Origin of the sequence: Candidatus Leptofilum sp. (assembly GCF_965223285.1) — a bacterium.
Classification (GTDB): Bacteria; Chloroflexota; Anaerolineae; order Promineifilales; family Promineifilaceae; genus Leptofilum.
The window spans coordinates 5502421-5524842 of record NZ_OZ244997.1; the positions used below are offsets into that span (position 1 = coordinate 5502421).

Annotated in this window: 14 protein-coding genes, 1 tRNA gene and 1 other annotated feature; of the genes, 9 read left to right on the top strand and 6 right to left on the bottom strand. The window is 53.1% G+C overall.

Annotated elements, in window-relative coordinates; all coding sequences use genetic code 11:
* Window positions 1-2: 2 nt before the first annotated feature.
* From ACOQPU_RS24720 to ACOQPU_RS24730, 3 genes are all read right to left on the bottom strand, one after another.
* Complete coding sequence (locus tag ACOQPU_RS24720; RefSeq protein ID WP_420642497.1) at window positions 3-2045, bottom strand: pectin acetylesterase-family hydrolase; 2043 nt, start codon at window positions 2043-2045, stop codon at window positions 3-5.
* Window positions 2046-2139: 94 nt separating this feature from the next.
* Window positions 2140-3513, bottom strand: coding sequence for an ABC transporter substrate-binding protein (locus tag ACOQPU_RS24725; protein WP_420642498.1), 1374 nt, complete (start codon window positions 3511-3513; stop codon window positions 2140-2142).
* A 113-nt stretch (window positions 3514-3626) separates the two neighbouring features.
* A complete protein-coding gene (locus tag ACOQPU_RS24730) occupies window positions 3627-5084 on the bottom strand; it encodes a PLP-dependent aminotransferase family protein (protein ID WP_420642499.1) in 1458 nt (485 codons plus the stop codon).
* A gap of 87 nt (window positions 5085-5171) precedes the next feature.
* Window positions 5172-5404: a binding site (T-box leader), on the top strand.
* 135 nt (window positions 5405-5539) lie between these two features.
* On the opposite strand from ACOQPU_RS24730, the gene ACOQPU_RS24735 reads away from it, so the two are divergent.
* The 4 genes from ACOQPU_RS24735 to ACOQPU_RS24750 all read left to right on the top strand — a co-directional run bounded on the left by ACOQPU_RS24735 (window position 5540) and on the right by ACOQPU_RS24750 (window position 12947).
* Window positions 5540-8221 carry a valine--tRNA ligase gene (locus tag ACOQPU_RS24735; protein WP_420642500.1) on the top strand — a complete coding sequence of 894 codons (2682 nt, stop codon included), beginning with the start codon at window positions 5540-5542 and terminating at the stop codon, window positions 8219-8221.
* A gap of 195 nt (window positions 8222-8416) precedes the next feature.
* Entirely contained in the window at window positions 8417-10264 is a 1848-nt protein-coding gene (locus ACOQPU_RS24740; RefSeq protein WP_420642501.1) for a hypothetical protein, read from the top strand.
* Window positions 10265-10268: 4 nt separating this feature from the next.
* A complete protein-coding gene (locus ACOQPU_RS24745) occupies window positions 10269-10595 on the top strand; it encodes a gamma-butyrobetaine hydroxylase-like domain-containing protein (RefSeq protein WP_420642502.1) in 327 nt (108 codons plus the stop codon).
* Between the two features lie 180 nt (window positions 10596-10775).
* The gene (locus ACOQPU_RS24750; protein ID WP_420642503.1) at window positions 10776-12947 is read left to right on the top strand and encodes an NACHT domain-containing protein; all 2172 of its coding nucleotides are present in this window, start codon (window positions 10776-10778) and stop codon (window positions 12945-12947) included.
* Window positions 12948-12974: 27 nt separating this feature from the next.
* Here ACOQPU_RS24750 and lysA read toward each other — a convergent pair whose 3' ends face one another.
* Complete coding sequence (gene lysA, locus ACOQPU_RS24755) at window positions 12975-14243, bottom strand: diaminopimelate decarboxylase (RefSeq protein ID WP_420642504.1); 1269 nt, start codon at window positions 14241-14243, stop codon at window positions 12975-12977.
* Window positions 14230-14742 (bottom strand): pentapeptide repeat-containing protein, encoded by a 513-nt coding sequence (locus ACOQPU_RS24760; protein ID WP_420642505.1) that lies wholly within the window; start codon window positions 14740-14742, stop codon window positions 14230-14232. The genes lysA and ACOQPU_RS24760 overlap by 14 nt, the downstream gene beginning before the upstream one ends.
* Before the next feature lie 103 nt (window positions 14743-14845).
* Between ACOQPU_RS24760 and ACOQPU_RS24765 the strand changes: the two genes are divergently transcribed.
* The 5 genes from ACOQPU_RS24765 to ACOQPU_RS24785 all read left to right on the top strand — a co-directional run bounded on the left by ACOQPU_RS24765 (window position 14846) and on the right by ACOQPU_RS24785 (window position 21246).
* Window positions 14846-14918 (top strand) — tRNA-Thr (locus ACOQPU_RS24765).
* 191 nt (window positions 14919-15109) lie between these two features.
* The gene (locus tag ACOQPU_RS24770; RefSeq protein ID WP_420642506.1) at window positions 15110-17056 is read left to right on the top strand and encodes a protein kinase domain-containing protein; all 1947 of its coding nucleotides are present in this window, start codon (window positions 15110-15112) and stop codon (window positions 17054-17056) included.
* Complete coding sequence (locus tag ACOQPU_RS24775) at window positions 17053-18051, top strand: M14 family metallopeptidase (RefSeq protein ID WP_420642507.1); 999 nt, start codon at window positions 17053-17055, stop codon at window positions 18049-18051. Before ACOQPU_RS24770 ends, ACOQPU_RS24775 begins: the two co-directional genes overlap by 4 nt.
* Window positions 18052-18340: 289 nt before the next feature.
* The gene (locus tag ACOQPU_RS24780) at window positions 18341-19939 is read left to right on the top strand and encodes an SPFH domain-containing protein (RefSeq protein ID WP_420642508.1); all 1599 of its coding nucleotides are present in this window, start codon (window positions 18341-18343) and stop codon (window positions 19937-19939) included.
* The gene (locus ACOQPU_RS24785; RefSeq protein WP_420642509.1) at window positions 19939-21246 is read left to right on the top strand and encodes an SPFH domain-containing protein; all 1308 of its coding nucleotides are present in this window, start codon (window positions 19939-19941) and stop codon (window positions 21244-21246) included. Before ACOQPU_RS24780 ends, ACOQPU_RS24785 begins: the two co-directional genes overlap by 1 nt.
* An 81-nt stretch (window positions 21247-21327) precedes the next feature.
* Here ACOQPU_RS24785 and ACOQPU_RS24790 read toward each other — a convergent pair whose 3' ends face one another.
* Complete coding sequence (locus ACOQPU_RS24790) at window positions 21328-22323, bottom strand: hypothetical protein (RefSeq protein ID WP_420642510.1); 996 nt, start codon at window positions 22321-22323, stop codon at window positions 21328-21330.
* Window positions 22324-22422 lie beyond the last annotated feature (99 nt).

Genomic DNA, 22422 nt, shown 5'->3' on the forward strand with positions numbered 1-22422 from the left:
AGCTACTCCGCTGGTTGATAGCGCAGAATACGCCCTCGATTTTGTTCACCACCTGCCAGGTCAGAGCCACCAATAATCCACAAGGCATCATCGTAACTGAGCAGCGGAAAGCCGTGCAGCGAATGAGGCAAAGATACTGCTTCCGCCCATTCATCTGTGGCCGGGTCATACAGTTCAACATGATCTTGAGTTTGTCCAGTTGAAAGCAGTTCCCCACCCACTACGTAAATCTTGCCAGCCAAAACGGCCGCTGCCAATCCCCCGCGCTTAAACTGCATATTGCCCCCATCGGCCCACGTGTCGGTAGCGATGTCGTAGATTTCCAATCGGCTGAACTCGATACCAGGCTGCTCCCAGCCGCCAAACAGATAAATCTTGCCGTCGAGCGCAACTGCAGCGACATGCTCGCTCGCCTGGTTAAGCGATGCCAACTCCGTCCATGTGTCGCTGACCGAATCGTAGCGCAGGGTAGGGGTTGCCCCGGTGTTGGATTTACCGCCCACAATGTAGATAGCGTCGCCAACGGTAACGGCCGCTCCCGCAAAGCGCGGCTGCGGCAAATTGGCAATGGCCGACCATTCATTGCTGGTGGGATCGTAAACCCAGGCGGTGTCTGTGGGAGCATAAGCGTTGGCGGGTGAGCCGCCAAATAAGTAGATTTTGTCATCGAAAGCAGCGATCATGAAATGATGACGGCCGTCTGGCAGATCGGCTAACGTTTCCCAGCTATCATCGGCCGGATTGTACGCTTCAAAAACGGATTCACCACCCCAGCCGCCGGGAATGTAGAAACGGCCGTTCAGCACCACCCCGCGGTTTTCTGAGCGGGGCGTGGGCATTATGCCAATTTGCTCCCAAGCTGGTTCAGAGGTGGCTCCCGTGGGGCCATACGCCACGCCGCAGCTTTCGCACTGGATATTGGCAACTTCATTGCCCGCTGCCAGGTCGGTCACCCAATCCCGGAAGCGCACCCCGGCCACTTCTCGCGTGTAAAAGAGATTGCCGGGCATGATGCAATGGATGTCGCCGTCGGCCGTGTAGGAGCGGAAGTTGGGTGATTCCAGATGAATGGCCGAAATAGCTTCAGCCAGGGCGGGAGCAAACGTTTCGGCAGATTCGCCGCCAGCAAGGTGGTAGCGAACTTGCACGCTGTCTGCCTCGGTGTTGTATTGAGCAAAGCGATTTTGTGGATAGAAGGCAGCTACCGCATTGTAAAAATCGGCCATGGTGAACGCATCCGGGTCAAAGTCGGCAAAAGCTGGAATCCAGTTTGGCAAAGATTGGTGGGTGCCGTAAATGCTGTCAACGGCCGTTGGTTCATCAAACACAAAACCCAGCGAATCGCCCAACTGCACCACCTCGGCATCGGGGTAGTTGTGAATGAGATGCGGCGCAGCCCGGATGGAGCCGATGCTGCCTGCGCTACAGCCCGTCACAAACACAGAGCTCGGTGCCAACACATTCTCAAAAGCCCAATTCAGTGCTGCATTTAGATTGACGAAGCCGCGATGATAGATTTCGATGTTTTCGCCGTCGTCTGTGCTGTACGTTTGCAGATTGCTGCCCAAATAAACATCCCCGGTGCAGGATGGCACGTAAACCGCATGATAATCGGCAAACGGGTTTTCTGGATGGTCGAAATCAAGAATGCCGCCGCGTCGCTCGGGCGAATCATTGACGCCTACAGAGGAGTCGTAAAAACTGCTGCCGACCTGGCACGTTTCCTCGTTCCAGCAGCCGCCACCCCCCTGAAAATAAACCAGTAACTTGTTCACCGTGCCGGGGCGCACCCAAAAAGCAAAGGGCGTGTCGTGGGCGCAGCGCGTCTCGCCGCCCGGTTCAATTTGCGTCCAGCCATCCGCCAGGCTCAAGATGCCATCATCCGCGCTGGATTCGGTGGGTTGAATTTCAACAACGCCTGCATCTGCTGTTGCCGTGGGTGTGTTTGTTGGCGACGGGTCTGCGGTGGCTGTGGGCGTGGCGGGCTGCGAACAGCCAATCAATATTAGTATGAAAAGGAATGTGGATACGGCCGTAGCTCTCATTCAATCTCTCCTAGGACTTACGCAGTAAAGACTACAAAAGTCTAGTTCTCTCTGGAATTAGCTTGACCCCAAGACTTTTGTAGTCTAGTGAGTCCTAATCTCCATATGCTTCTAGCCTTACCGCTTCCACTTCAGCCAGCAGGGCATCAATCTCCTCTGGGTTGCGCCAAAATTCAACAATTGCTTGCAGCAGCGCAAAAGCGACGTCGGGGTGGGTGTTTGCCCCGATGAGCTGCGTGAGTGTGGTGGCTTCTTCTACCGTTTGCAGCCCGGTTTCATAAACAGGCAGCAAATCGCTGCGATCTACGTTTAGGTTGCTGGGCAATCGTTTGAGCGTGTTCACGTTCGACTGCTGCGACGCTTCTCCAGCGGCAAAAATAAGAAACTCACGTGCCAATTCTGGTTGGGCCGTTTCTGCCAGCATGAACGCGCCATACATCGGCACCAACTCGCCTATTGGCACGCTCTCATCAATGATGGGGAAACGAATAAATTCAGTCACTTGCTTGGTTTCCTCGTCGATGAACTCATACAGCCACTCACCATGAACATACATGGCAAAGTCGCCTGATTCAAATTGGGTGATGGCACGGCCGTAATTGACGGTTGATGACTGCACGCTAAAGCATCTATGCTCAAATAGTTGTGCGTAGTAATCAAAAACTTCTCGAACGCGCGGATCCGTGTAGCTAACATCGCCGCGCATCAACTGTTCATGGAAATCGGGGCCGTTCAGCCGCTGGTTGATGTGGGTAAACCAGAAGCCCAGCGGCGGCGGCCAGCTAGCGGTTTCGGTGATGACAAAGGGCGTGATGTCGGCGGCTCGGAGCGCGTCGCAGGCCGCCAGCAGTTCCTCCCAGGTGGCGGGCGGGGCAACGCCCGCTTCAGCCATCACGTCGGCGCGGTAAAAGATGCCGTTCCACTGAATAGCCGTCGGGACAAAATATTGACGGCCGTTCACGCTGGCCATCTCCTTCACACTGGCGGGAAACAGTTCATCCCACCCTTGTTCTTCCCACAAATCGGTAATGTCGGCAATGATGCCCTGCTCAACAAAATCGTACAAAACGCCGCCAAGCGCAGCAGTGAACACATCAGGTGGATTGTTGCTATCACTTAGCTGAATATGAATGGTGCGGTTGACATACGCGCTGTAGTAATCCGCTTGCCTAAGTTGCCCCTCAACTTCGGGATGTTCCGCCAGGAACGCCTCCCAATTGGTTTTTTCCCAGATGCCAGCGGGAACGCCGCCGTAATGGGCGCCTAAAACAAGCGTGGTTAGCGGGAGCGTGGCGGTTGGTGATGGAACGGCCGTATCTGTCGGCGTCGGTTCGGCTGTATTGGTAGGGACGGGCGTTTGGGTGGCTGGTTCAATGGTCGGTGTGGCAACGGCTGTTGCTTGTTCTGGAATGGTTTGCTGGGTGCAGGCGGCCAACAGCAACAACAAAATCAATCCTATTCGTTTCATCTTCTTCTCCTTCCGCGAGGGTTACAATTTAGGATAATTGAGGGAAGAAGGGGAAACAAGACCCATTTTAGCGTAACTCAATGGGTCCAATTTGGTGGCAATTGAGTGGCAGGCTAGAAGATTGTAGCTGCAAGTTTGGCGATGTAGCCCTCGATTTCGTCTGGCGGCACGTTGGTAAAGCCCATCATCAACCCCTGGCACTTTGGCTGAGCAAAATATTCTCGTGAAAGCGGCGCAATGCCCATGCCTACTTTGCGTGCTTTGGTAAGAACGGCCGTTTCGTCAAATCGCTCATCCAGAAAACCAGCCACGTGCATTCCACAAGTTGCTTCCCCCAACGTGATGGCCCCGGCCAGATGGTGCTCAACTGCTTCTACCAGCGCATCCCTCCGTGCCCGATACTGTTTTTGCATCCGGCGAATGTGGCGCACAAAGTGGCCTTCCAGCATAAATTCAGCAATGGTTGCTTGCACGATGGTGGCACTGTTGATGGACATCGGCAGCTTGACGCCACCAAATACATCCACCAAATCTGGCGGCAGCACCACGTAGCCAACGCGCAGACCCGGTAGCAATACTTTGCTAAACGTGCCGATATAAATGACGCGCTGCTGGGTATCCAACCCTTGTAAAGCCACAAGGGGAGAGCCATCGTAATGAAAAACACTGTCGTAATCATCCTCCAAAATCCAGGCGTTTTGCTGTGCCGCCCAGGCGAGCAGCTGTTGGCGGCGGGCCAGACTCATCGTCACGCCGAGCGGATATTGGTGGGATGGCGTCACGTAGGCCAATCGCGCCGCTGGAGCTTTCGCCAAGCCGATTTTTACGTTGAGCCCATCTTCATCCACCGGCACGGGAATCAGGTCTGCCCCGCGATAGCGCACCAGACCAGAGGCGTTGATGTAGCCAGGTTCTTCCATCCAAACCTGGTCGCCCGGATTTAGCAGTGCCAAGGTTGCCACCAGGATGCCGCTCACCGCACCCGGCACGATGATAATTTGCTCAGGCAGACAATGCAGCCCTCTCGCGGAGGTTAGATAGCTGGCAATTGCCTCGCGCAATGAACGCATGCCGTAAAAATGCGTATCAAGCTGCTGGTTGCGCCGCAGGCAGCGGTTGGCAAAGCGATTCCACACCTTGTAGGGGAAAATGTCCAGCCCCGGTGCGCCAATAGCAAAGGCCGTGCCACCCGGTAGAATTTGGTTAAGGCTGCGGCCAAGCGGTTCTAGTGCTTCGCCTATGCGAGAAATCGGCCGAACGCGCTCAGTTGGTATAGGGGGTGGGGTTATCCGGCTTCTTTGTTCAACCACAAATGTGCCATGCCCCACAGCGGCTTCCAGATATCCTTCGGCAATGAGCTGGTCGAAGGCGTTGCGCAAGGTATTGCGGGATACGCCCCAAATGGCGGCTAAATCACGGGTAGACGGGAGCTTGGTGTTGGCTTCCAGCCTGCCATCGGTGATGGCGTCACGCAATCCCTGGTAAATTTGCCGGTAAAGCGGCCGTTTGGCTGCCGGATCAACAGTAACAAGCGAAAGATAAAAGGTGTTGGGCAGGGTACGTTGCGGCATGTCTGGATTTTAGCTGAACCAAAGCGACGGCTCAAAACAATTGTCTAAGCCTAGCAGCTTTGCTATACTCCCGCTCAGTTAAAAACGAAAAAGATGATGAATGGGAGTAGTAAGAAATAGCCCCCACGAGAGAGCCAGAGCAGTTGTCGGTGTGAGCTTTGGTGGAAACGGCCGTTTCCGAAGTCGCCCAGGAGTTGTGGTACTGAACTAAAGTAGGTGCCATCGGGAAAGCCCGTTAACGCTTAGCTGAGTGCCGTTTTCGTATTTTGAAGACGGAACCAAGGTGGTACCGCGTGAGAAACCAAGCTCTCGTCCTTGAACTGGATGAGGGCTTTTTATTTGCAAGAATTTAACGCAAAGAACACAAAGCAAAAAAAGGTGCAAAGGAAAAAACATAAACCCTTTGCTTCTTTGCGCCTTTGCGTCAAAAAAATGAAAAGTGGAAGGAAACAACGATGACCAACATGCCCAAAGCGTACGATTTTAGCAGCACCGAAGAGCGACTTTACCAGTGGTGGGAAGAAAATGGCTGGTTCAAGCCAGAAGCCCGTCCAGCCGACGCCAAACCATTTGTCATTTCCATTCCGCCGCCGAACGTGACGGGCGAACTGCACATGGGGCACGCCATGTTTGTGGCCCTGGAAGACCTCATGATTCGCCGGGCGCGGATGCAAGGGCGGGCTGCGCTGTGGGTGCCAGGCACCGACCACGCGGGCATTGCCACGCAGCTACAAGTGGAGCGGTTGCTACGCAGCGAAGGCACGTCGCGCGAGGAAATTGGGCGCGAGGCGTTTTTGGAGCGCACCTGGGCCTGGAAGAAAAAGTACGGTGGCCACATTACCAACCAACTGCGCCGCTTGGGTGCCTCCTGCGATTGGGATCGGGAGCGGTTTACGCTGGATGAGGGGTTGTCTGAGGCGGTAAAAGAAGCGTTTGTGCGCCTTTACCGCATGGGGCTGATTTATCGGGCGGAATATTTGGTGAACTGGTCGCCGGGGCTGCAAACGGCCGTTTCCGACCTCGAAGTTGAATATTCTGAAGAACAAGGGTTGATGTACCATTTCAAGTATCCGGTAAAAGGTGGCGGGCATCTGCCAGTGGCTACCACCCGGCCAGAGACAATTTTGGGAGATACGGCCGTTGCCGTTCATCCCGACGATGAGCGATATGCTGAATTTGTGGGCAAAACCTGCCTCGTCCCCATGCTCAACCGCGAAATTCCCATTATCGCCGACGAGTACGTAGATATGAGTTTTGGCACAGGCGCACTTAAAATCACCCCCGGCCACGATCCCAACGACTTCGAGATTGGGCAGCGGCACGGTTTAGACATCATCAACATCATGAACAAAGACGCCACGCTCAACGAAAACGCCGGGCAGTATGCCGGGCTGGAGCGATTTGAAGCCCGCGAGAAGCTGTGGGCAGACATGGAAGCTAGCGATCTAATTATCGAAACGAAGCCGCACACGCTTAGCGTGCCGCGCAGCCAGCGTGGGGGTGAAGTGATCGAGCCGCTGGTCTCCCGGCAATGGTTTGTGAACGTGGAACCTGCCGCCAAGATGGGGTTGGATGCTGTGCATCGCGGTCGCGTGCGCATCGTGCCGGAGCGGTTTGTGAAGGTGTGGGACAACTGGCTGGAAAACATCAAGCCGTGGTGCATCAGCCGCCAGCTTTGGTGGGGTCATCGCATTCCGGCCTGGTACGTAAATGACGATCCGGCCAAGGTGGTTGTGGCCCACAGCGAAGAAGAAGCGTTCGCCGAAGCTAAAGCAAAATATGGCGAGGAGATTACCCTTACCCAAGACCCTGACGTGCTGGATACCTGGTTCAGCAGCGGCTTGTGGCCTTTCTCCACGCTGGGCTGGCCAGAAAACACGCCCGATTTGCAGCGTTTTTATCCCACCGACGTGATGGAAACCGGCTACGATATTTTGTTCTTCTGGGTGGCGCGAATGGTGATGTCGGCGCTGCTGTTTACGAATGATATTCCCTTCCACACCGTTTATTTGCATGGGCTGGTGCGGGATGAACACGGCCGTAAAATGTCCAAATCCTACGGCAACGTGACCGATCCGCTGGTGGTGATGGGCGAACTCGGCACCGACGCGCTGCGCTTCACGCTGCTCACCAGCGGCACCCCCGGCAACGACTTGAATTTGGCGTTGTCCAAAGTGGAAAGCAACCGCAACTTTGCCAACAAAATCTGGAACACGGCTCGCTTCATCGCCGCCAATCTGGATAAAGCAACGAAAGCGGACGTGACTGATTCCCCGAGCTTCACCGCTGCTGACCAGTGGATTCTCACCCGGCTGAGCCAGGTGACGGAAACGGCCGATCGCCTAATGGACGGCTACAACTTTGGTGAAGCCGGGCGGCAGGTATACGATTTTCTCTGGGGCGACTTTGCTGATTGGTATGTGGAGCTGGCTAAAGTTCAGCTGCGCGAAGGTAGCAGCCGCGCCTGGACGACGCTTTCTGTTTTGCGCGGGGTGCTGGACAACTGCCTGCGGCTGCTCCATCCCTACATCCCCTATGTGACGGAAGAAACGTGGCAGCAGCTCAAGCAAGCGTTTGAAGCTGCCGACCTGGGCATTGCGCCAGCAGGTGGCTGGCCAGAGGCAATCATCATTGCCGATTGGCCTACCGTTGGCGAAAAATTTCCAGAGGCGGCGGCCGATTTTGAGCGGCTGCGGGAGCTGGTGCGGGCGATCCGAGCGGCGCGGGCTGAAAATGGAGTCGAGCCGGGTAAGTGGATTACGGCCGTACTTTCCACTGGTGACAAAACCATCTTCATTAATGAGCAAAAGCCAATTCTGAGTGCGCTAGCCCGGTTGAATTTGGAAGAGTTAATTGTGAAGGAAACGGCCGTTCCCCCCGAACAATCCATCACCCTTTCACTTGGGGAAATTAGCTGCTACCTGCCATTGGCAGGCATGGTCGATCTGGATAAAGAGCGGGAACGGCTCATTAAAGAAATTGCCGATCTGGATAAGCAAATCAAGCGGGTCACGGGCTTGCTCAACAGCCCCTTTGCCCAAAAAGCACCCGCAGCCGTCGTGCAAAAAGAGCGCGATAAGCTGGCCGACCTGCAAGCCAGCCACACAGAGCTTTCTGAGCGACTCGCCTCATTATAAATTTCGGTAGGGGCGCACCCCCGTGTGCGCCCCACGTATTAGGCAGACACGGGGGTCTGCCCCTACTAGTGCAGGCACTTTATTATCCCATTAGCCTGCGATTCGTCACATCTTTGTTTGGCAGTTGTCAGTCGGTTTGTGTCGCATAGCCGTACTATGTATACTCCATTATTGTATTAGCCAAAGGAGTATCATATGCCCCATAGAATCGCCGCCAAAGGATACACCAGCGTTGTGCTGGTGCTAAACATGAAGCGTTTTGTGGATGGTGAAATTGCTCAGAAGCGTTTCGAGACAGTTCGTGGTTCGTTAGATTTTACTGAGGCCTTGCAGCACCATTGGCCCGACAGTTTGCCCCATCCGGCACGCTTTACCCCCGCAAACGACACAGACATGACAGTTGAAGATGTTGGATTTGCTACTGGCGTTTTTCGCTCGTTATTCCTGGATCGGCATACGTCCCCCACTTATTTGCTAGACAAAGAGAAAGTTGCGTTTTCCCCTGGTTTAGAGAGCAATTTTCAGTTCAAAACCTTGTTCAAGCGGGCGTGGGATCGGTGGCAGATTTCTATTCGCCCCACCATGACAGGCTTCTTCATCATTCGGCTTGTTTACCGATACCAGCAATCACCTCGTTCTGTGATTGATTTGGCGAAAGACGCCATTAAATTGCAAGAGCCGCTAGACGTACCCAGTGCAGTACGTTGGCTGAGATACAATCGAGAGCGGTACGAAAACCAACCGGACAAGCTGGCAGAAAAAGAGCGGTCTGTGAAGGAACTACTGGCGTGGCTGGGTGCCGATGTAGACAGCCCTCAGGATAGTGAAACGCTATATTATCCGGTGCAGTGGAAACTGGCGGTGGAAGCAATTAACTTCTTTGTGGAGGACGGCCGTTTCACCATACCCCACAAAGATGGCGACATTGAATTACGGCCGTATCCACCACACCATTCACTGCCTCTACATGACTCATATATCATTTACCATTTTGATGAGCTTTTGGCAGAGCCTGGTGTCATTGACAGAGCCAAGCAAGGCACTGCCAAAGCTGGCGTGAAGGTGCCCGTCTCCCTCAACAAAATTCGGCAATCCAACAAGCTGCGGAATGCCATTGTGAGTCTGATGGAGGGAACTGTTCTACGCGATCCTGACAAGCCGGATGAGGAATTGGATAGCAATGGCTACTTTCCGTCGCTTCGCTGGAATTTGGCCGATGCCATGTTCAACGATAAGGATGAGAATTTGGCTTCCTGGAGTGACGAGCTGTGTTTATTTAACGGCCGTACCGCCCTTATCATACCCTCCAAAAAGTGGCGCAACTACGAAATGGCTGTCTCCACGGTGCCCAGCGCAACGCTGAAAGTGCAGTATGTTCGCTACTGGGAAGCCATTGAGCGGATGGTTGAGTTTGTGCTGGAAGTGCGCGTATTGGTACAGCTCATTGAAAGTGACTCTTACCGGTTGCTGGCCCAAATTGCCAACACCATCGAAGAAATGCGGGCCGATATGTTCGATGGCGATATTGTGATCGAAGGGGAGCTAAAAGAGCAAATGGCAAGGGCGGCGCACCTACGGCGGATGGCAGCCTTGGCCCAAAGTGTTAGTCACCCGCCATTTTGGGGACGGGCAGAATATGCTGTACATAAAGCAGAGCGATTATTTGGGTTACTGGATGTGCCGCGCATTTTGAAGCACGTCAATCGCAATATAGAAAGCATTAACAGCGTGGCGGATCATGTGGATGAACTGTACATCGCCGATTTGTCGGAAAAGAGCAATGATAAAGCGACGGTGCTATCCTTGGGTTTAGCGGCCGTTTCCTTCATTGTCACTTTGCTGGCCTTACCCTCATTTTGGTACGATCTAGCGGGGCTAAACGATGAATGGTGGCAACAGGAAACGCTCTACAATATTGTCTTTTTTACAGGCACATTCTTAGGGATAAGCGTGGTCATTGCCGCCATTGTGCTTTCGGCGAATGCCTTGCGCCGCCGCGATACCCGGCGTATGATGCGCCATCTTTTTAACCAAGACAGGTAAAGTAATGGAAAAATTTAAACCCACTAGTGTGAAAGCCGATAGAAATGAACGCGTATTAAAAATTAGCTGGGATGACGGCCGTGAAAGCATTTACCCTTTTGCTGGCCTGCGGGCTGTTTGCCCCTGTGTAGAGTGCAAAGGCGGCCACGACAACATGGGTGGCCCGGCCGACCCAGCCCAAGTGCGCGACGCGCGAGATAGCGGCATCACTGTTACCAATTTACAGGCAGTAGGTGCTTACGCCCTCCAATTCTTCTGGAGCGACGGCCACGATTCCGGTATTTACACCTGGGAGTATCTGCGCCAGTCTGACCCCGCTTTGGCTGAGTAATCGGTATTCAGTCTTCCAGCCAACGATATCATTTTCCATATTCTTGCTAAAAACCAAGGAGGAAGCATCCCCAGATGCGCCCAGCAATTGAAGGTGCTTTTGCTTGCGATTGTGCCTAAATTCTGCCAAAATAGAGTGAGTTCCGTTTGATTTTGATCAGCATTTTCCTGGGAGAACGCAATGCCAATAGATCCTTTTACCGCAACAGCAATTGGAGCAACTGCTAAATGGATGTGGGATAGTTACGGCAAAACATTTGTTGATGGCTGGGTCAAAAACGTTGGCGGTTCCCGCGAAAAGAAGCAGCTAGAAAAACAGTGGCGGGAAGCAAGTCAAACGTACTTGGAAAAGCTGTATGACCAGGTGAATTGGCTACGCTTGCTGGGCAAAAAAGAGGGGATGCCGCTGGAACGCATTTATACCGATTTAAATGTTCTGGATCAGCCAACCGCCGAAAAATGGTATGACCGCGCTACATTGGAAGAAGATTACAAAGGGCGGCGCAGCTTTCACGTGCGGCGGGCGACAGAGCGGCAGGATGGGTTGAAAGTCGCCACTGAGTTCAATCGACTTTACATTTTGGGAAAACCGGGTGCGGGCAAGACGACCTTTATGAAGTTTATGACCCTAGAAACGTTGCGGGGTAAGCTGGGTGAAAAAATCCCGATCTTCATTACGCTAAAAGAGCTTTCTGACAAGGGGCAGGCGATTTTTCCCTTTATAGTCGAACAGTTGCAGCAATGCGGCTTTGAGGATGCAGAACGCTTTGTGAAGGAGCTGTTAAAGGAGGGACGGGCGGTGGTGCTGCTTGATGGCCTCGATGAAGTGAATCTTGCAGATGAAAAACGAACGAAGCTTATTGCAGCAATGAAAGATTTTGTGGTTGAGTTTGAAAAATGCCAAGTGTTGATTACCTGTCGAATTGCCGCTAGTGATTACTCTTTTGCTCGCTTCAAATATGTGGAAATGGCTGATTTTACTGAAGAACAGCAGAAGCGATTTATCTTTAAGTGGTTTCAGGATGACATGGCGCGGCGAGATGTATGCTGGCAAGCTTTGAAAGACAACAAATCAGCCAATTTGCGGGAGCTGGCACATGTGCCATTGCTGTTGACGCTGCTGTGCATAACTTTTGAGCGGCGGGGTGAATTTCCACCAGATCGGGATGAAGTATATCGCACAGCGGTGAATGCGCTGCTGTATGAGTGGGATAACTCGCGGTTGATAAAGAGAGATAAGGTGTATGAAGGGCTGGATGTGAAGTACCGGGAGCGACTACTGGCCTGGATTGCGTTTGAGACGTTTAGCCGCAATGAGTATTTGTTGGATGAAACCAAGCTTGCAGCGTTAATCGAAGCATATTTAAGCACAGTGCCGCGCATGAAGGCGGATGTGGATGGTTTTAGCGTGCTAAAAACCATAGAGGCACAGCATGGCTTACTGGTGGAACGTGCCCAGGGGATTTACAGTTTTTCCCACCTGACCTTGCAAGAATATTTTACGGCGCGTTTTGTGGTAGATAATGCCCAAGATGCTTTACCTCAATTGGTAGCTCATGTTGGCGAAGATCTTTGGCGGGAGGTTTTCTTGCTGACTGCGGGGATGCTGTATGGTGCAGACAACTTTGCTCAACAATACGTAGCCAGCTTAACGAACCTGATTATAAACGAGCAAACGCTGGTATCTTACCTGAAATGGGCCGCCGAAAAAAGTGCGGGCGTGGCAACGAAGTGTATGCCCGCTGCCGCCCGCTCTTGGTTCTTTTTCCTTGACCGTGCTTTCGCCCTCGACTTTGCTCGCACCCTCGATCTCGACCGCACCCTCGACCGCACCCTCACTCGCGAAAGTGCCTTCGCCCTCGACCTTGCTCGTGCCCATGCTCTCGACCTCGCTCACACCCTTGACCGCACTCTTGTCTCCCTCTTCGACCGCGACCGCACCCTCGACCTCGACTTTAACCGCACCCTCGCCTTTAATCTTAAACTTGCTCTTGCCCTTGCACTCGCTCTCGATTTAGCGATCAGCTATGATTATGGTTTGGTGACCCAACTTTCTTTAGATCGTGCCAAAATTGTGCAACATCTGCAAGTCTGGAGCAGGCAACAATCAAATCTCCCCAATTGGCTGCCACACGCTTTGGCCAACCTGGGTGTCCCTTTAAACCATAAGCAGCTTGCAAAGCTTTTGCTGCGTTATTGGAGGCTGGAACAGTTTTGGGAATTTGATCGGAGCCAGCTTGATTTGTTAATCCAGTATCTGGCCGGGACGCAGGTTTTAGTAGACTGTTTGCAGGTGGCTACGGTGCAGGATCGGGCAGCAATTGAGGCGCAGTTATTGCTGCCACCTAATTGAGACCTGAAGGGTAAAGATTAGAGGCCCTTACTTCAGTAAATTAGCGTAGGTTTGGCGGTGGCGAATAAGGTAGGTGGTTTCTCCGTCTACTAAAACCTCGGCGGGGCGGAGACGGCCGTTGTAATTGCTACTCATCGCAAACCCGTAAGCTCCGGCATGAAAAACCGCCAGTAAATCACTAGGAGAGAGGGAGGGCAACGGCCGTTCCTTCCCCAGAAAGTCCCCCGTCTCACAAATTGGCCCCACCACATCATATTTCTCCGCGCCTCTGCGCCTCTGCGTTAAATCCACTGGCAAAATCTCATGATGCGCCTTGTACAAAGTGGGGCGCAGTAAATCATTCATCGCCGCATCCACAATGGCAAACTGCTTGCCCCCCTGTGATTTCGTGTAGACAACCTGGGTGAGCAATGCTCCAGCCGCGGCCACAATTGAGCGGCCCGGTTCCATCACAAGCCGGTAGCCTGCGTTTTGCACCGGTTTTGCTACGCCAGTCATCCACTGCTCAATCTTCTCGCTTTGCGCTTCCCATTTTTTGCTGGCGTACTGTACGCCCAAGCCTCCACCCACGTCAATGTACTCGAGCTGAATACCGCTGGAAGCCAGCTCGTCGGCCAGCCCCACCAAAAATTCGGCAGAGGCAGTGAAGGGGGCAATCTCCTGAATTTGCGAACCGATGTGAGCGGCGATGCCAACCGGCTTAAGCCAGGGATGTTGGGTGGCGAAGTGGAAAAGGGAAACGGCCGTTTCTGGCGAAACCCCAAATTTATGCTGCCGCGCCCCCGTGCTAATATACGGATGCGTTTCCACGTAAATGTCTGGATTAACCCGCACGCCGATGGGTACTATTTGCTGCCGCTGGCTGGCAATTAATGCAATTTGCTCCAGCTCCCTGGCTGATTCCACATGCAGAGCGCGAATGTTTGCATCCAGAGCAGCTTCAATTTCGTGGGGCAGCTTGCCTACGCCGGAGTAGATGATTTTTTCCGGCAAAAAGCCTGCGTGCAGTGCCAGAAACAGTTCGCCGCCGCTAGTCACGTCGGCACCCAGGCCGGCTTCAGCCAGCAGACGGAGGATGGCGGGATTACCGTTGGCTTTTACGGCGTAACAAACCAACGACCCAGCCGGAGCCTGCGCTAAATAAGCGTGAGCATTTTCCAAAATAGCGGCGCGGCTGTAGACGTAGAGGGGTGTGCCGTAGCTTTGGGCTAAGTGAGCGAGGGGGATGTTTTCGCAGTGGAGCCGGTGATTTTGGTATTGGAAACGGCCGTAACCAACATATTTATTCGCGCCCATAAAATAATGCTCCGGCAGCAGACGGATCAAACTTTTCGTGGGGCCAAATCGTGTCATCGTTGTAACGTGACCAGCGCAAATCAATGCCTTCCATGTTGGTTTTTTCCAGGTCAGCTCCCCGCAAATCGGCATAATGCAGCTTCGAATTGCTCAGGTCCACCTCCATCAGCTTCACCCCGCGCAGATCCGCTTTACCCATGTAAGCTCCCTTGAAGTTGCAATCCTCCACCTTGGCATCACTCAAATTGGCCTGAAACAGTTTTGCATTGGAAAAGTCACAATTTATCAGGCTTGCGTCGCTAAAATCTGCCCATTCCAACGTCGCTTCACTCAGGTCGGTATCTTCCAGCGTAGCAGAGCAGAATTTCACACGCGTAAAGTTCGACCCTTTTAGCTTGTATGCTTTCAATGTTCTGTTGGTTAAATCCTCATCCGTAAAATTGATTTTTTCAGAACCGATGGTTTCAACCGTTGCTTTAATTAGTTCCAGAACAGGCATCTTGTTCGCTCCTGATGATTTTTTGTTTGCGAATTAGGCAAACTATAAGCGGGAACTGTTGTTTGTCAAGCAGTGGTGAGATTGCTATAATTTCATCCGCATCGCCAGCTTAGCTCAGTTGGCAGAGCGACGCATTCGTAATGCGTAGGTCAAGGGTTCGACCCCCTTAGCTGGCTTGCAAGATGAAGGCTGTGGCACCAGATGGCTACAGCCTTTTTCTTTTTGTTCCTGGCAACAAATTTACCCGAGTTATCGCGAATTTTGCCAATTTTGTATTGGCGAACCGTTGCATTTTTCCCCTTTTTCCTGATAATGATTTCTGTGTGCGTTTTAAATTTTCTCAGATTAGAAATGGTGGAGCAATACCTTGACACGGAAAAAGTACGGCCGTTACCAAATTGAATCTGAGCTAGGCCGAGGGGGCATGGCCAATGTTTACCTGGCTCACGACCCGCGCTTTGGCCGCAAAGTGGCCCTCAAGGTGATGTCCCGCGCCTTGCAAGATGATCCCACCTTTCGGGGGCGGTTCGAGCGAGAGGCCCGCATCATTGCCACGCTGGAACATCCCGCCATTGTGCCCGTTTATGATTACGGTGAGGTAGACGGCCAACCGTTTTTGGTGATGCGCTACATGCCGGGCGGCACGCTGGCGGAGCGCATCATTGCCCAGCCCTTTTCATTGGCAACGGCCGTTCCCATCATTCAGCGGCTGGCAGGAGCGTTGGATCATGCGCATCAGCAAGGCATCATCCACCGCGACCTAAAGCCAGGCAACATTTTATTTGACCAATACGAGAACGCTTTTCTGACCGATTTCGGCATTGTGAAGCTGGCGGCAGGCAGCAGCACCGATCTCACTGGCAGCGGTGTCATCGGTACGCCCGCCTACATGAGTCCTGAACAGATTCATGGTGAGCAGTCGCTGGACGGCCGTTCCGACATCTACACGCTGGGCATTATTCTTTTTGAAATGCTCACGGGGCGTAAACCGTACCGCGCCGACACGCCCGTGAAGCAAATGATGGCACACGTGCTGAACCCCATTCCCTACATTCGCGAAATAAAACCGGAACTGCCAGATGCGTTTGAACAGGTGATGCAGCGCGTACTGGCTAAAGAGCGCAATCTGCGATTTGCGACGGCCGAAGAGCTGACGCAAGCAATCTCCCAAACGTTGTCAGGACTTTCTCCACCGCCAGTGACGGAATCTTCTCCTCCAGACTCAAAATCAACGGCCGAATTGGAGGATGCACCAACGATTTCTATGGAGCCCCCGGCAAGTGTGGCTCAGGCGATGCCAACGATTGTGGCGGAGCGGGTAGTTGATTTGCCGCCAGCAGAAGAAGCTCTAGCTCCGAAACGACCGTTTCGCTGGCTGGGTTTTGGTTTGCTGGGCGTGTTGCTGGTAGCGGCCGTTCTTTGGGGAGCCAATCGCTTGGGCCAGGCCGACCCAACACCAACTGCAGAACGGGTGGAGCTGGTGCTGCCGACACAAATTGTGCCGGAACCTTCGGTAACGGCCGTTCCCGCTGCTACCGTAACAGTTGCGCCGATATCGTCTCCCACACAAGTAGAAACGCTGCCCACGTCGGTTATCACCACCATTGGCCAATCGGCCAATGGCACACCGCTGGAGGTGGTGCGTCTTGGTAGTGGGCCAACAACGCTCGTTTTTGTAGCCGGGCTGCACGCAGGCTTCGCCCCCGGTTCGGTAGAGTTGGCTAAACAGGTAATTGATTATTACACGGAAAATCTGACCGAAATTCCGCCAGAGATCACGCTGCTGATTCTGCCCAATGTGAACCCAGACAGCCCCCGTGCGCCTGGCCAGTTGGCGGGTCGCTTGAATGGCAACGGCGTGGATCTAAACCGGAATTGGGACTGTCGCTGGGTAGCCAATCCGCCGTGGGGGAGCGAAGAAGCGGTGGATGGATTGGGCGGTTCAGCTCCCTTTTCGGAGCCAGAGGTGCGCAGCTTGTCGAACTTTATTGTGGCTCAGGAGAGTACGGCCGTTATTTTTTGGCAGGCGAAGTCGGCAGGGGGATTGGTTTCTCCAGGGGAATGTGCCGATGGTAGCACTATTTCTCAAACGCTGGCTAATGTGTACGGTGGCGCGACCGACTACCGTATTGCCGATTTTGAAGCGTTGCTAAACACTGAGGTGCCTGGAGACGCTACCAACTGGCTAGACAGTCAGGGTATCCCCGCTATTTCTGTGCTGAATAGAGATTACACGGCCACAGATTTTGAAGAAAATTTGGCGGCGATTGATGCCGTGATGCAGTTTTATGCTAACGGTGGGGTGGCGGAGTGAGCCTAACACGCAAAGCCTGGCAGTTGTTGGTAGGGTTTCTTCTAGTTGGCTGTACTATTGGGCAAGCGGCCGTTTCTATCCCCCAGCCAACAGTGACCAATTCACCCATGGAAGCCGCCCTGCTGCCAACATTAGGAGCCACCGTTGCCCCGCTGCCCGCCACGCAAACGGCCGTTCCAACTGCCACCGCGCTCCCTACTATCACGCCAGTTGTGAGTAATGTCCAAGCGACGCCATCGTCCACAGCCACCTTTGCTGCGTATGGCGTGGCACAGACGATTGGATATTCTGCAAACGGCCGTGCCATCGAAAGCTACCGATTTGGTTTTGGCAGCCAAAGCATTGTGCTGGTGGGCGGCATTCACGGTGGCTATGAGTGGAACACCATTGTGCTGGCCTACGACATGATTGATTACTTCCTGGCGAATCCGGATGAGATTCCGTCCAATGTTTCTCTCTACATCATCCCCTCTGCCAACCCAGATGGGCAATTTACGGTGACGGGTGTGGACGGCCGTTTTACAGCCGGTGATGTGAGTGGCGACATCCGGCTAGGGCGGTTTAACGGCAACGAGGTTGATCTCAACCGCAATTTTGCCTGCGATTGGCAGCCAGAGGGTGTGTGGGGAGAGACGGTAGTGAGTGGCGGTGTCGCGCCTTTTTCAGAACCAGAAACGGCCGCATTGCGCACATTTTTCCTGCGAGAGCGGCCAGCGATGGTGCTGTTTTGGCACAGCAAGGCAGATGGCATTTATGTGGGCAGCTGCGAGAACTTGTTCCAACCATCTTTAGAAATTGCAGAGCAATACGGCCGTGCCTCAGGCTACACCGTTTACGAGGAATTTTCAGCATATCACGTCACTGGCGATGCCAGCGATTGGCTGGCTACCCAAAACATTCCCTCTTTCACGGTAGAGTTAAAAACCCGCAGCGGCACCGACTGGGAGATGAATTTGGCAGGGGTGCTGGTGCTTTTGGATTTTTACGGCCGTTAATGGCCTTTCTGCTGTGGCCGGCGTCTCGCCATGCCACTTGGCGTTTTGGTACGGTGAAACTTTTTGCTAAATTCGGCGTATAATGAATGTCCCATACAGTGCCAAAATCAACAGGCATTGACCCAAAAATGTTCTCTTTCATGTAAAATTGAAGCCAGAGAGCGCTGAATATCAAATTTATCGCTCTTTGTGGTCAATTTTTATTTACTTCATTTAGACTTTTGAACTTTTCTCCTCCGGATGCGACATTTAGCGCAGAAACTTCAAAAGTCTTCCAAGGAGAACAACAATGGCCAATGTGCAAAGAATTGTTCGTGGCGTCACCGAACTTGTTCAATCCGAAGCGTTTGAGCAATTCCAAATTGATGCCAGGGACTTCATCTCCGCCCGCCAGGGTGGAGAATCTGCCGTTACCCAGATTTCGCAGATGGCAGCAACGCTGGAAGAAGCCGCCGAAGTGCTCAACCGCAGCTTCACCAAAGATGAGAAAGATTTACGCAAAGAAGTCACCAACGTCATTTCTCCGGTCGTCATCCCCAAACGATCTGGTTCCTACTTTTTTGCCCTTACCGTGCCTGTCTTGTTCCTGTTCTTCGGTCTGGCCGGGCAGCTTTTTAGCAGTGGAATTGATCTGTTGTTCGGCTCAGGCATCGCCACCGCTTTTTTTGGCCCCCATTACTTTTTGCTGGTGCTGTTGTTTGCCGCGCTCAACGTGGCCCGCGCCCGCATTGTGATGGTGCCAGACGGCAGTCACGCCCTCATTACCAAATTTGGCAAGCTGGAAGAAGTTGTTGGTCCCGGCCGCAAATTTCTGGGTTTCCACCCCCGTCGCAAAGTGAGTTACATTGTCAATACCACCAAAGAGTATCCATACAACGCGCCAATCCGTGAAGCACCAACCTCTGGCCGCGTTAATGCCTCCGTCGATCTCTTCCTCCAATTTCGCATTGAGGATCCGGTGGAATTTATTTTTACGCTGGGTGGCGTCAATGGCTTCTCTGAGAAGCTGCACAACGCCATCAGCGAAGTAACCCGCGCCCTGATTTATGAGCAGAAAGCGGAAGAAATCTACGACCTGATTGGCGAAAGCACCCAAGGGATGTTGGAAACCCTCAATCGCCAATTCCTGCCAGCGGTGCGCTTTGTTAATGCCAACATCACCCACGCAGAGCCGTCCAGCCAGGAGTACCGGATGGACTTGGCGGCGGCCGAAGTGGTGAAAGTAGCCAAAGAAGCGTACACCTACCAATATGAGTTGGAGCTGCGCAAAAGCCAGGATGAGGGTGATTTGAACAAGGAGCTAGCCTCTTTGCGGCAAACGCTGTCTGAAATTCGGGCTGAGATTGCTACTTCGCAGGCAGAAATTGATACGGCCCATGAGAAGGCCATCAACCAGGCCAACGCGTATTCCCGGCAATTACTCGTCGAGGCACGAAGTGAGGCGCAGGCCAATGCTGCCTTGCTGGAAGCGCAGGCACTTGATATTCGCACTGTCAACAGTGCCTACTACCCGGAAATTTTGGAGTACCGTTATAAGCGAGAGGTGCTAGACAAGATTACGGCCGTTGCCGACAAGCTGCCCCAAATTGTGAACCTCGGGGAAGCGGAGCAAAACAAGATAGATTTTATGGCGGTGGCTCGCCAAATGATGGGTATCGCAGATAAACCCCTTTACACCGAAGAAGACATCAAGGCGATTCGTGCCCGCGCTAATGAAATTATGGCACGCATTAAAGAGCGTACCCCCAAGCTGAATAGTTTAGTTGAAAAAGATGAAGATATGCTATCCATGGCCGACATTGACCCGACGAAAACGGCCGAATTGGAAGCCGTCTTGCCACCCGCTGCCGTCATCGAAAATGACGAAAATGGTCAGGGAGGAAGCTAATGGCAGTTAGAGAAAGTTTTTCACGCATTAAAGAAGTTGTAGGTAATTGGGACAATATCCAGCGTTTGCTTCGCTCAGGAGATGGCGGTTCCCTAGTTCCAGTCGTTATTCCCAAAGATCGGCGACGCATGGCCTATCTGATCTGGTTTGCGCTTGGCCTGTACTCGTTTGTTACCAATTTACTGCTCTTTGGATTTTCCGGGGCTGGCATTGGGTTTGGCATCGTTAGCATTTTGCTCTTTGCTCTGATTGGTGCCTTTGCCTGGTGGCGCAGTGCCATCGTGGAGATTGAGCAAGGAACGACTGGTGTGCTTTCTCGCTGGGGCAAAATTGAAGACTCACTGAAGCCAGGTCGTCGCTTGCTGTGGTGGCCGTGGGAGAAAGTTGAGTATATTGTGGATACCTCCACAGAAATTCCCTACACTGCCCCCGTGCTGGCTTGCCCCACGCATGAAAACGTGCCGCTCAAATCCATTGAGTTCTTCTTGAAGTTCCGCATTATTGACCCAGTACTGTTTGTGCGGCACATTGGTGCTAGCAATTACGATATGGTGTTGAGCAGTGCGGTACAGGATGCCATCCGCAATCGCAGCCGCCAGGTAGAAACGGCCAACGCCTACGATCTGCGTGGCAGCAATGTAGACGACATGCGCGAGACGCTCAATCGGCAAATGAGCCGGTACGGCGTCAAAATTACCGGTGCAAACATCCCCGACGTGCAGCTGCCGAACCAGTACCAACAAAATTTGTCTACCCGTGAGCGCGTGGCCAAAGAACTGGTGGCCTACGAAAAAGAGTGGGAGCTGGTGCGGAAGCGTCGCCAGGATGCGCTGCTGCTGGAAATTGAGCGTGCCAAGAAGGAGCGTGACGAGAAGCGCATTGCCGTGCAGGAAGCGATTAACAAAGCGCGAGAAAGCGTGGCCCAAATGCTGCAACAGCGCGAGGCTGAGGCTGAGAAAATCAGGCTGGAAATAGAGGCGGAAGGCCGTGCTGAGCTGAAATCGGCTGAGAATGAGGCACGGGCCTTGCACCGGCTAGGGCAATCGTACAAGGATAACCAAGCCGTGCTGCAATATGAGTTGGCAGTGAAGCGGCTAGATGTGGCCGAAGATTTGCTGCGCAGCGCACCTCGTCCTGTGATTGTTAATCAGGCAGGTGGTGGTGACCAAAATTCCGCGTTAGCCACTTTGCTCATGGCCCAACTTTTGCCAGAAACATTGCGCGAGGCGAAGCAGCGTGCCGAAAATGGCGACTTGCTGCCTCGCTATGGCGGCAGACGCTCACTTGAGCAAGGTAATGATGCTTAAGGATAAGGTTTAAGTTCGCAAATTATAGGAAACGTTTAGAAGTCCGATTTCTTGCAAAATTTGCAGAAATCGGACTTCTTTTTAGCGGCGGGTGGCACGTGCCCAGCCAATGCCCAGAATGATAACCAAAAGCAGCAGTATCCCGAGGATAACCAGGAAAATGGGGCTGGGCGTGTTATTGGCAGTGGGTGCTGGATTTGTGTCTGGCACGGCCGTTTCTCTTTCAACTCTGGTGGGGCGTGGGGCAGGCTCGGTGGGGTCTAGTTCCGGAGTGGCAGCGATGGCCACCGCTGCGGCTGATTCCATGGTGGGTTGTGCTTCTTCTGGTACGGCCGTTGGCATGGGGGTGTTGGTGGGGGGAACGGCCGTTTCTGCTGGCGGCTGTGCCGTTGGCTCAGGCTGAGATGACTCCTCGGTAGGTGATGGTGGGGCATCAGCCACTTCACCTGCATTCCCGTCTACTGAAAAGTAAACGCCTGTGTATTTTACCCCTTGCCGACCTCCTTCCGGGTAGCGGCCAAATAGCTCCACTTTATAAAAGGGGAATCCTTCTGCAATTGTGGTGTCCAGCAGTTCTGTTTGCGTCCAGGCACCGCCTGTGGAAGTGGATTGATCTATTTCCAGCGGCACCCAAACGGCCGTCCACGGGCCATCTGCCGAATTGCCACCGTAAATTGTGACGGCCGCTCGGTCAATCCACTGGGTGACCCAATGAATTTTGAATTGCAGATGCGTCAGCGACGAGTCTGCAGCCACAACCTGATACAAATATGAATCCACGCCACCTTGCCCGGTGCCACCCCCCTGGCCAGAGCCAAAGGCCAGCCGTGCAGAGGTGCCAATGATCTCATCTGGCGAGGGGTTGGATTGTTTTTGGCTGAGCGACCAGATCACATTGCTGCCTGCTGCATCGGTCCATTCGGTTAGGCTGGGCTTATTGCCTTCACGGAACCAAGGATTTTCGATGAGATTATTTTCCGGTAGGGGGTCTACGATGGTTTGGGCCAGTACGGCCGCAGTTGAGCCTAGAAGCGTAAGAATTAGAAAAATCCAAACAAGAACACGTCTTTTTATCATAAGCACCATTACTCCATCCAATACATTGATTGTTGTCACTCAAATAACGAGAACCGGGTGAGAAAAGTTCCCGGTGCCTTAGTTTAGCAAAAGTGCCTT

Coding starts and splice junctions, on each gene's coding strand:
- ACOQPU_RS24720 (WP_420642497.1), bottom strand. CDS start 2,045: ATGAGAGCTACGGCCGTATCCACATTCCTTTTCATACTAATATTGATT.
- ACOQPU_RS24725 (WP_420642498.1), bottom strand. CDS start 3,513: ATGAAACGAATAGGATTGATTTTGTTGTTGCTGTTGGCCGCCTGCACC.
- ACOQPU_RS24730 (WP_420642499.1), bottom strand. CDS start 5,084: ATGCCGCAACGTACCCTGCCCAACACCTTTTATCTTTCGCTTGTTACT.
- ACOQPU_RS24735 (WP_420642500.1), top strand. CDS start 5,540: ATGACCAACATGCCCAAAGCGTACGATTTTAGCAGCACCGAAGAGCGA.
- ACOQPU_RS24740 (WP_420642501.1), top strand. CDS start 8,417: ATGCCCCATAGAATCGCCGCCAAAGGATACACCAGCGTTGTGCTGGTG.
- ACOQPU_RS24745 (WP_420642502.1), top strand. CDS start 10,269: ATGGAAAAATTTAAACCCACTAGTGTGAAAGCCGATAGAAATGAACGC.
- ACOQPU_RS24750 (WP_420642503.1), top strand. CDS start 10,776: ATGCCAATAGATCCTTTTACCGCAACAGCAATTGGAGCAACTGCTAAA.
- lysA (WP_420642504.1), bottom strand. CDS start 14,243: ATGGGCGCGAATAAATATGTTGGTTACGGCCGTTTCCAATACCAAAAT.
- ACOQPU_RS24760 (WP_420642505.1), bottom strand. CDS start 14,742: ATGCCTGTTCTGGAACTAATTAAAGCAACGGTTGAAACCATCGGTTCT.
- ACOQPU_RS24780 (WP_420642508.1), top strand. CDS start 18,341: ATGGCCAATGTGCAAAGAATTGTTCGTGGCGTCACCGAACTTGTTCAA.
- ACOQPU_RS24785 (WP_420642509.1), top strand. CDS start 19,939: ATGGCAGTTAGAGAAAGTTTTTCACGCATTAAAGAAGTTGTAGGTAAT.
- ACOQPU_RS24790 (WP_420642510.1), bottom strand. CDS start 22,323: ATGATAAAAAGACGTGTTCTTGTTTGGATTTTTCTAATTCTTACGCTT.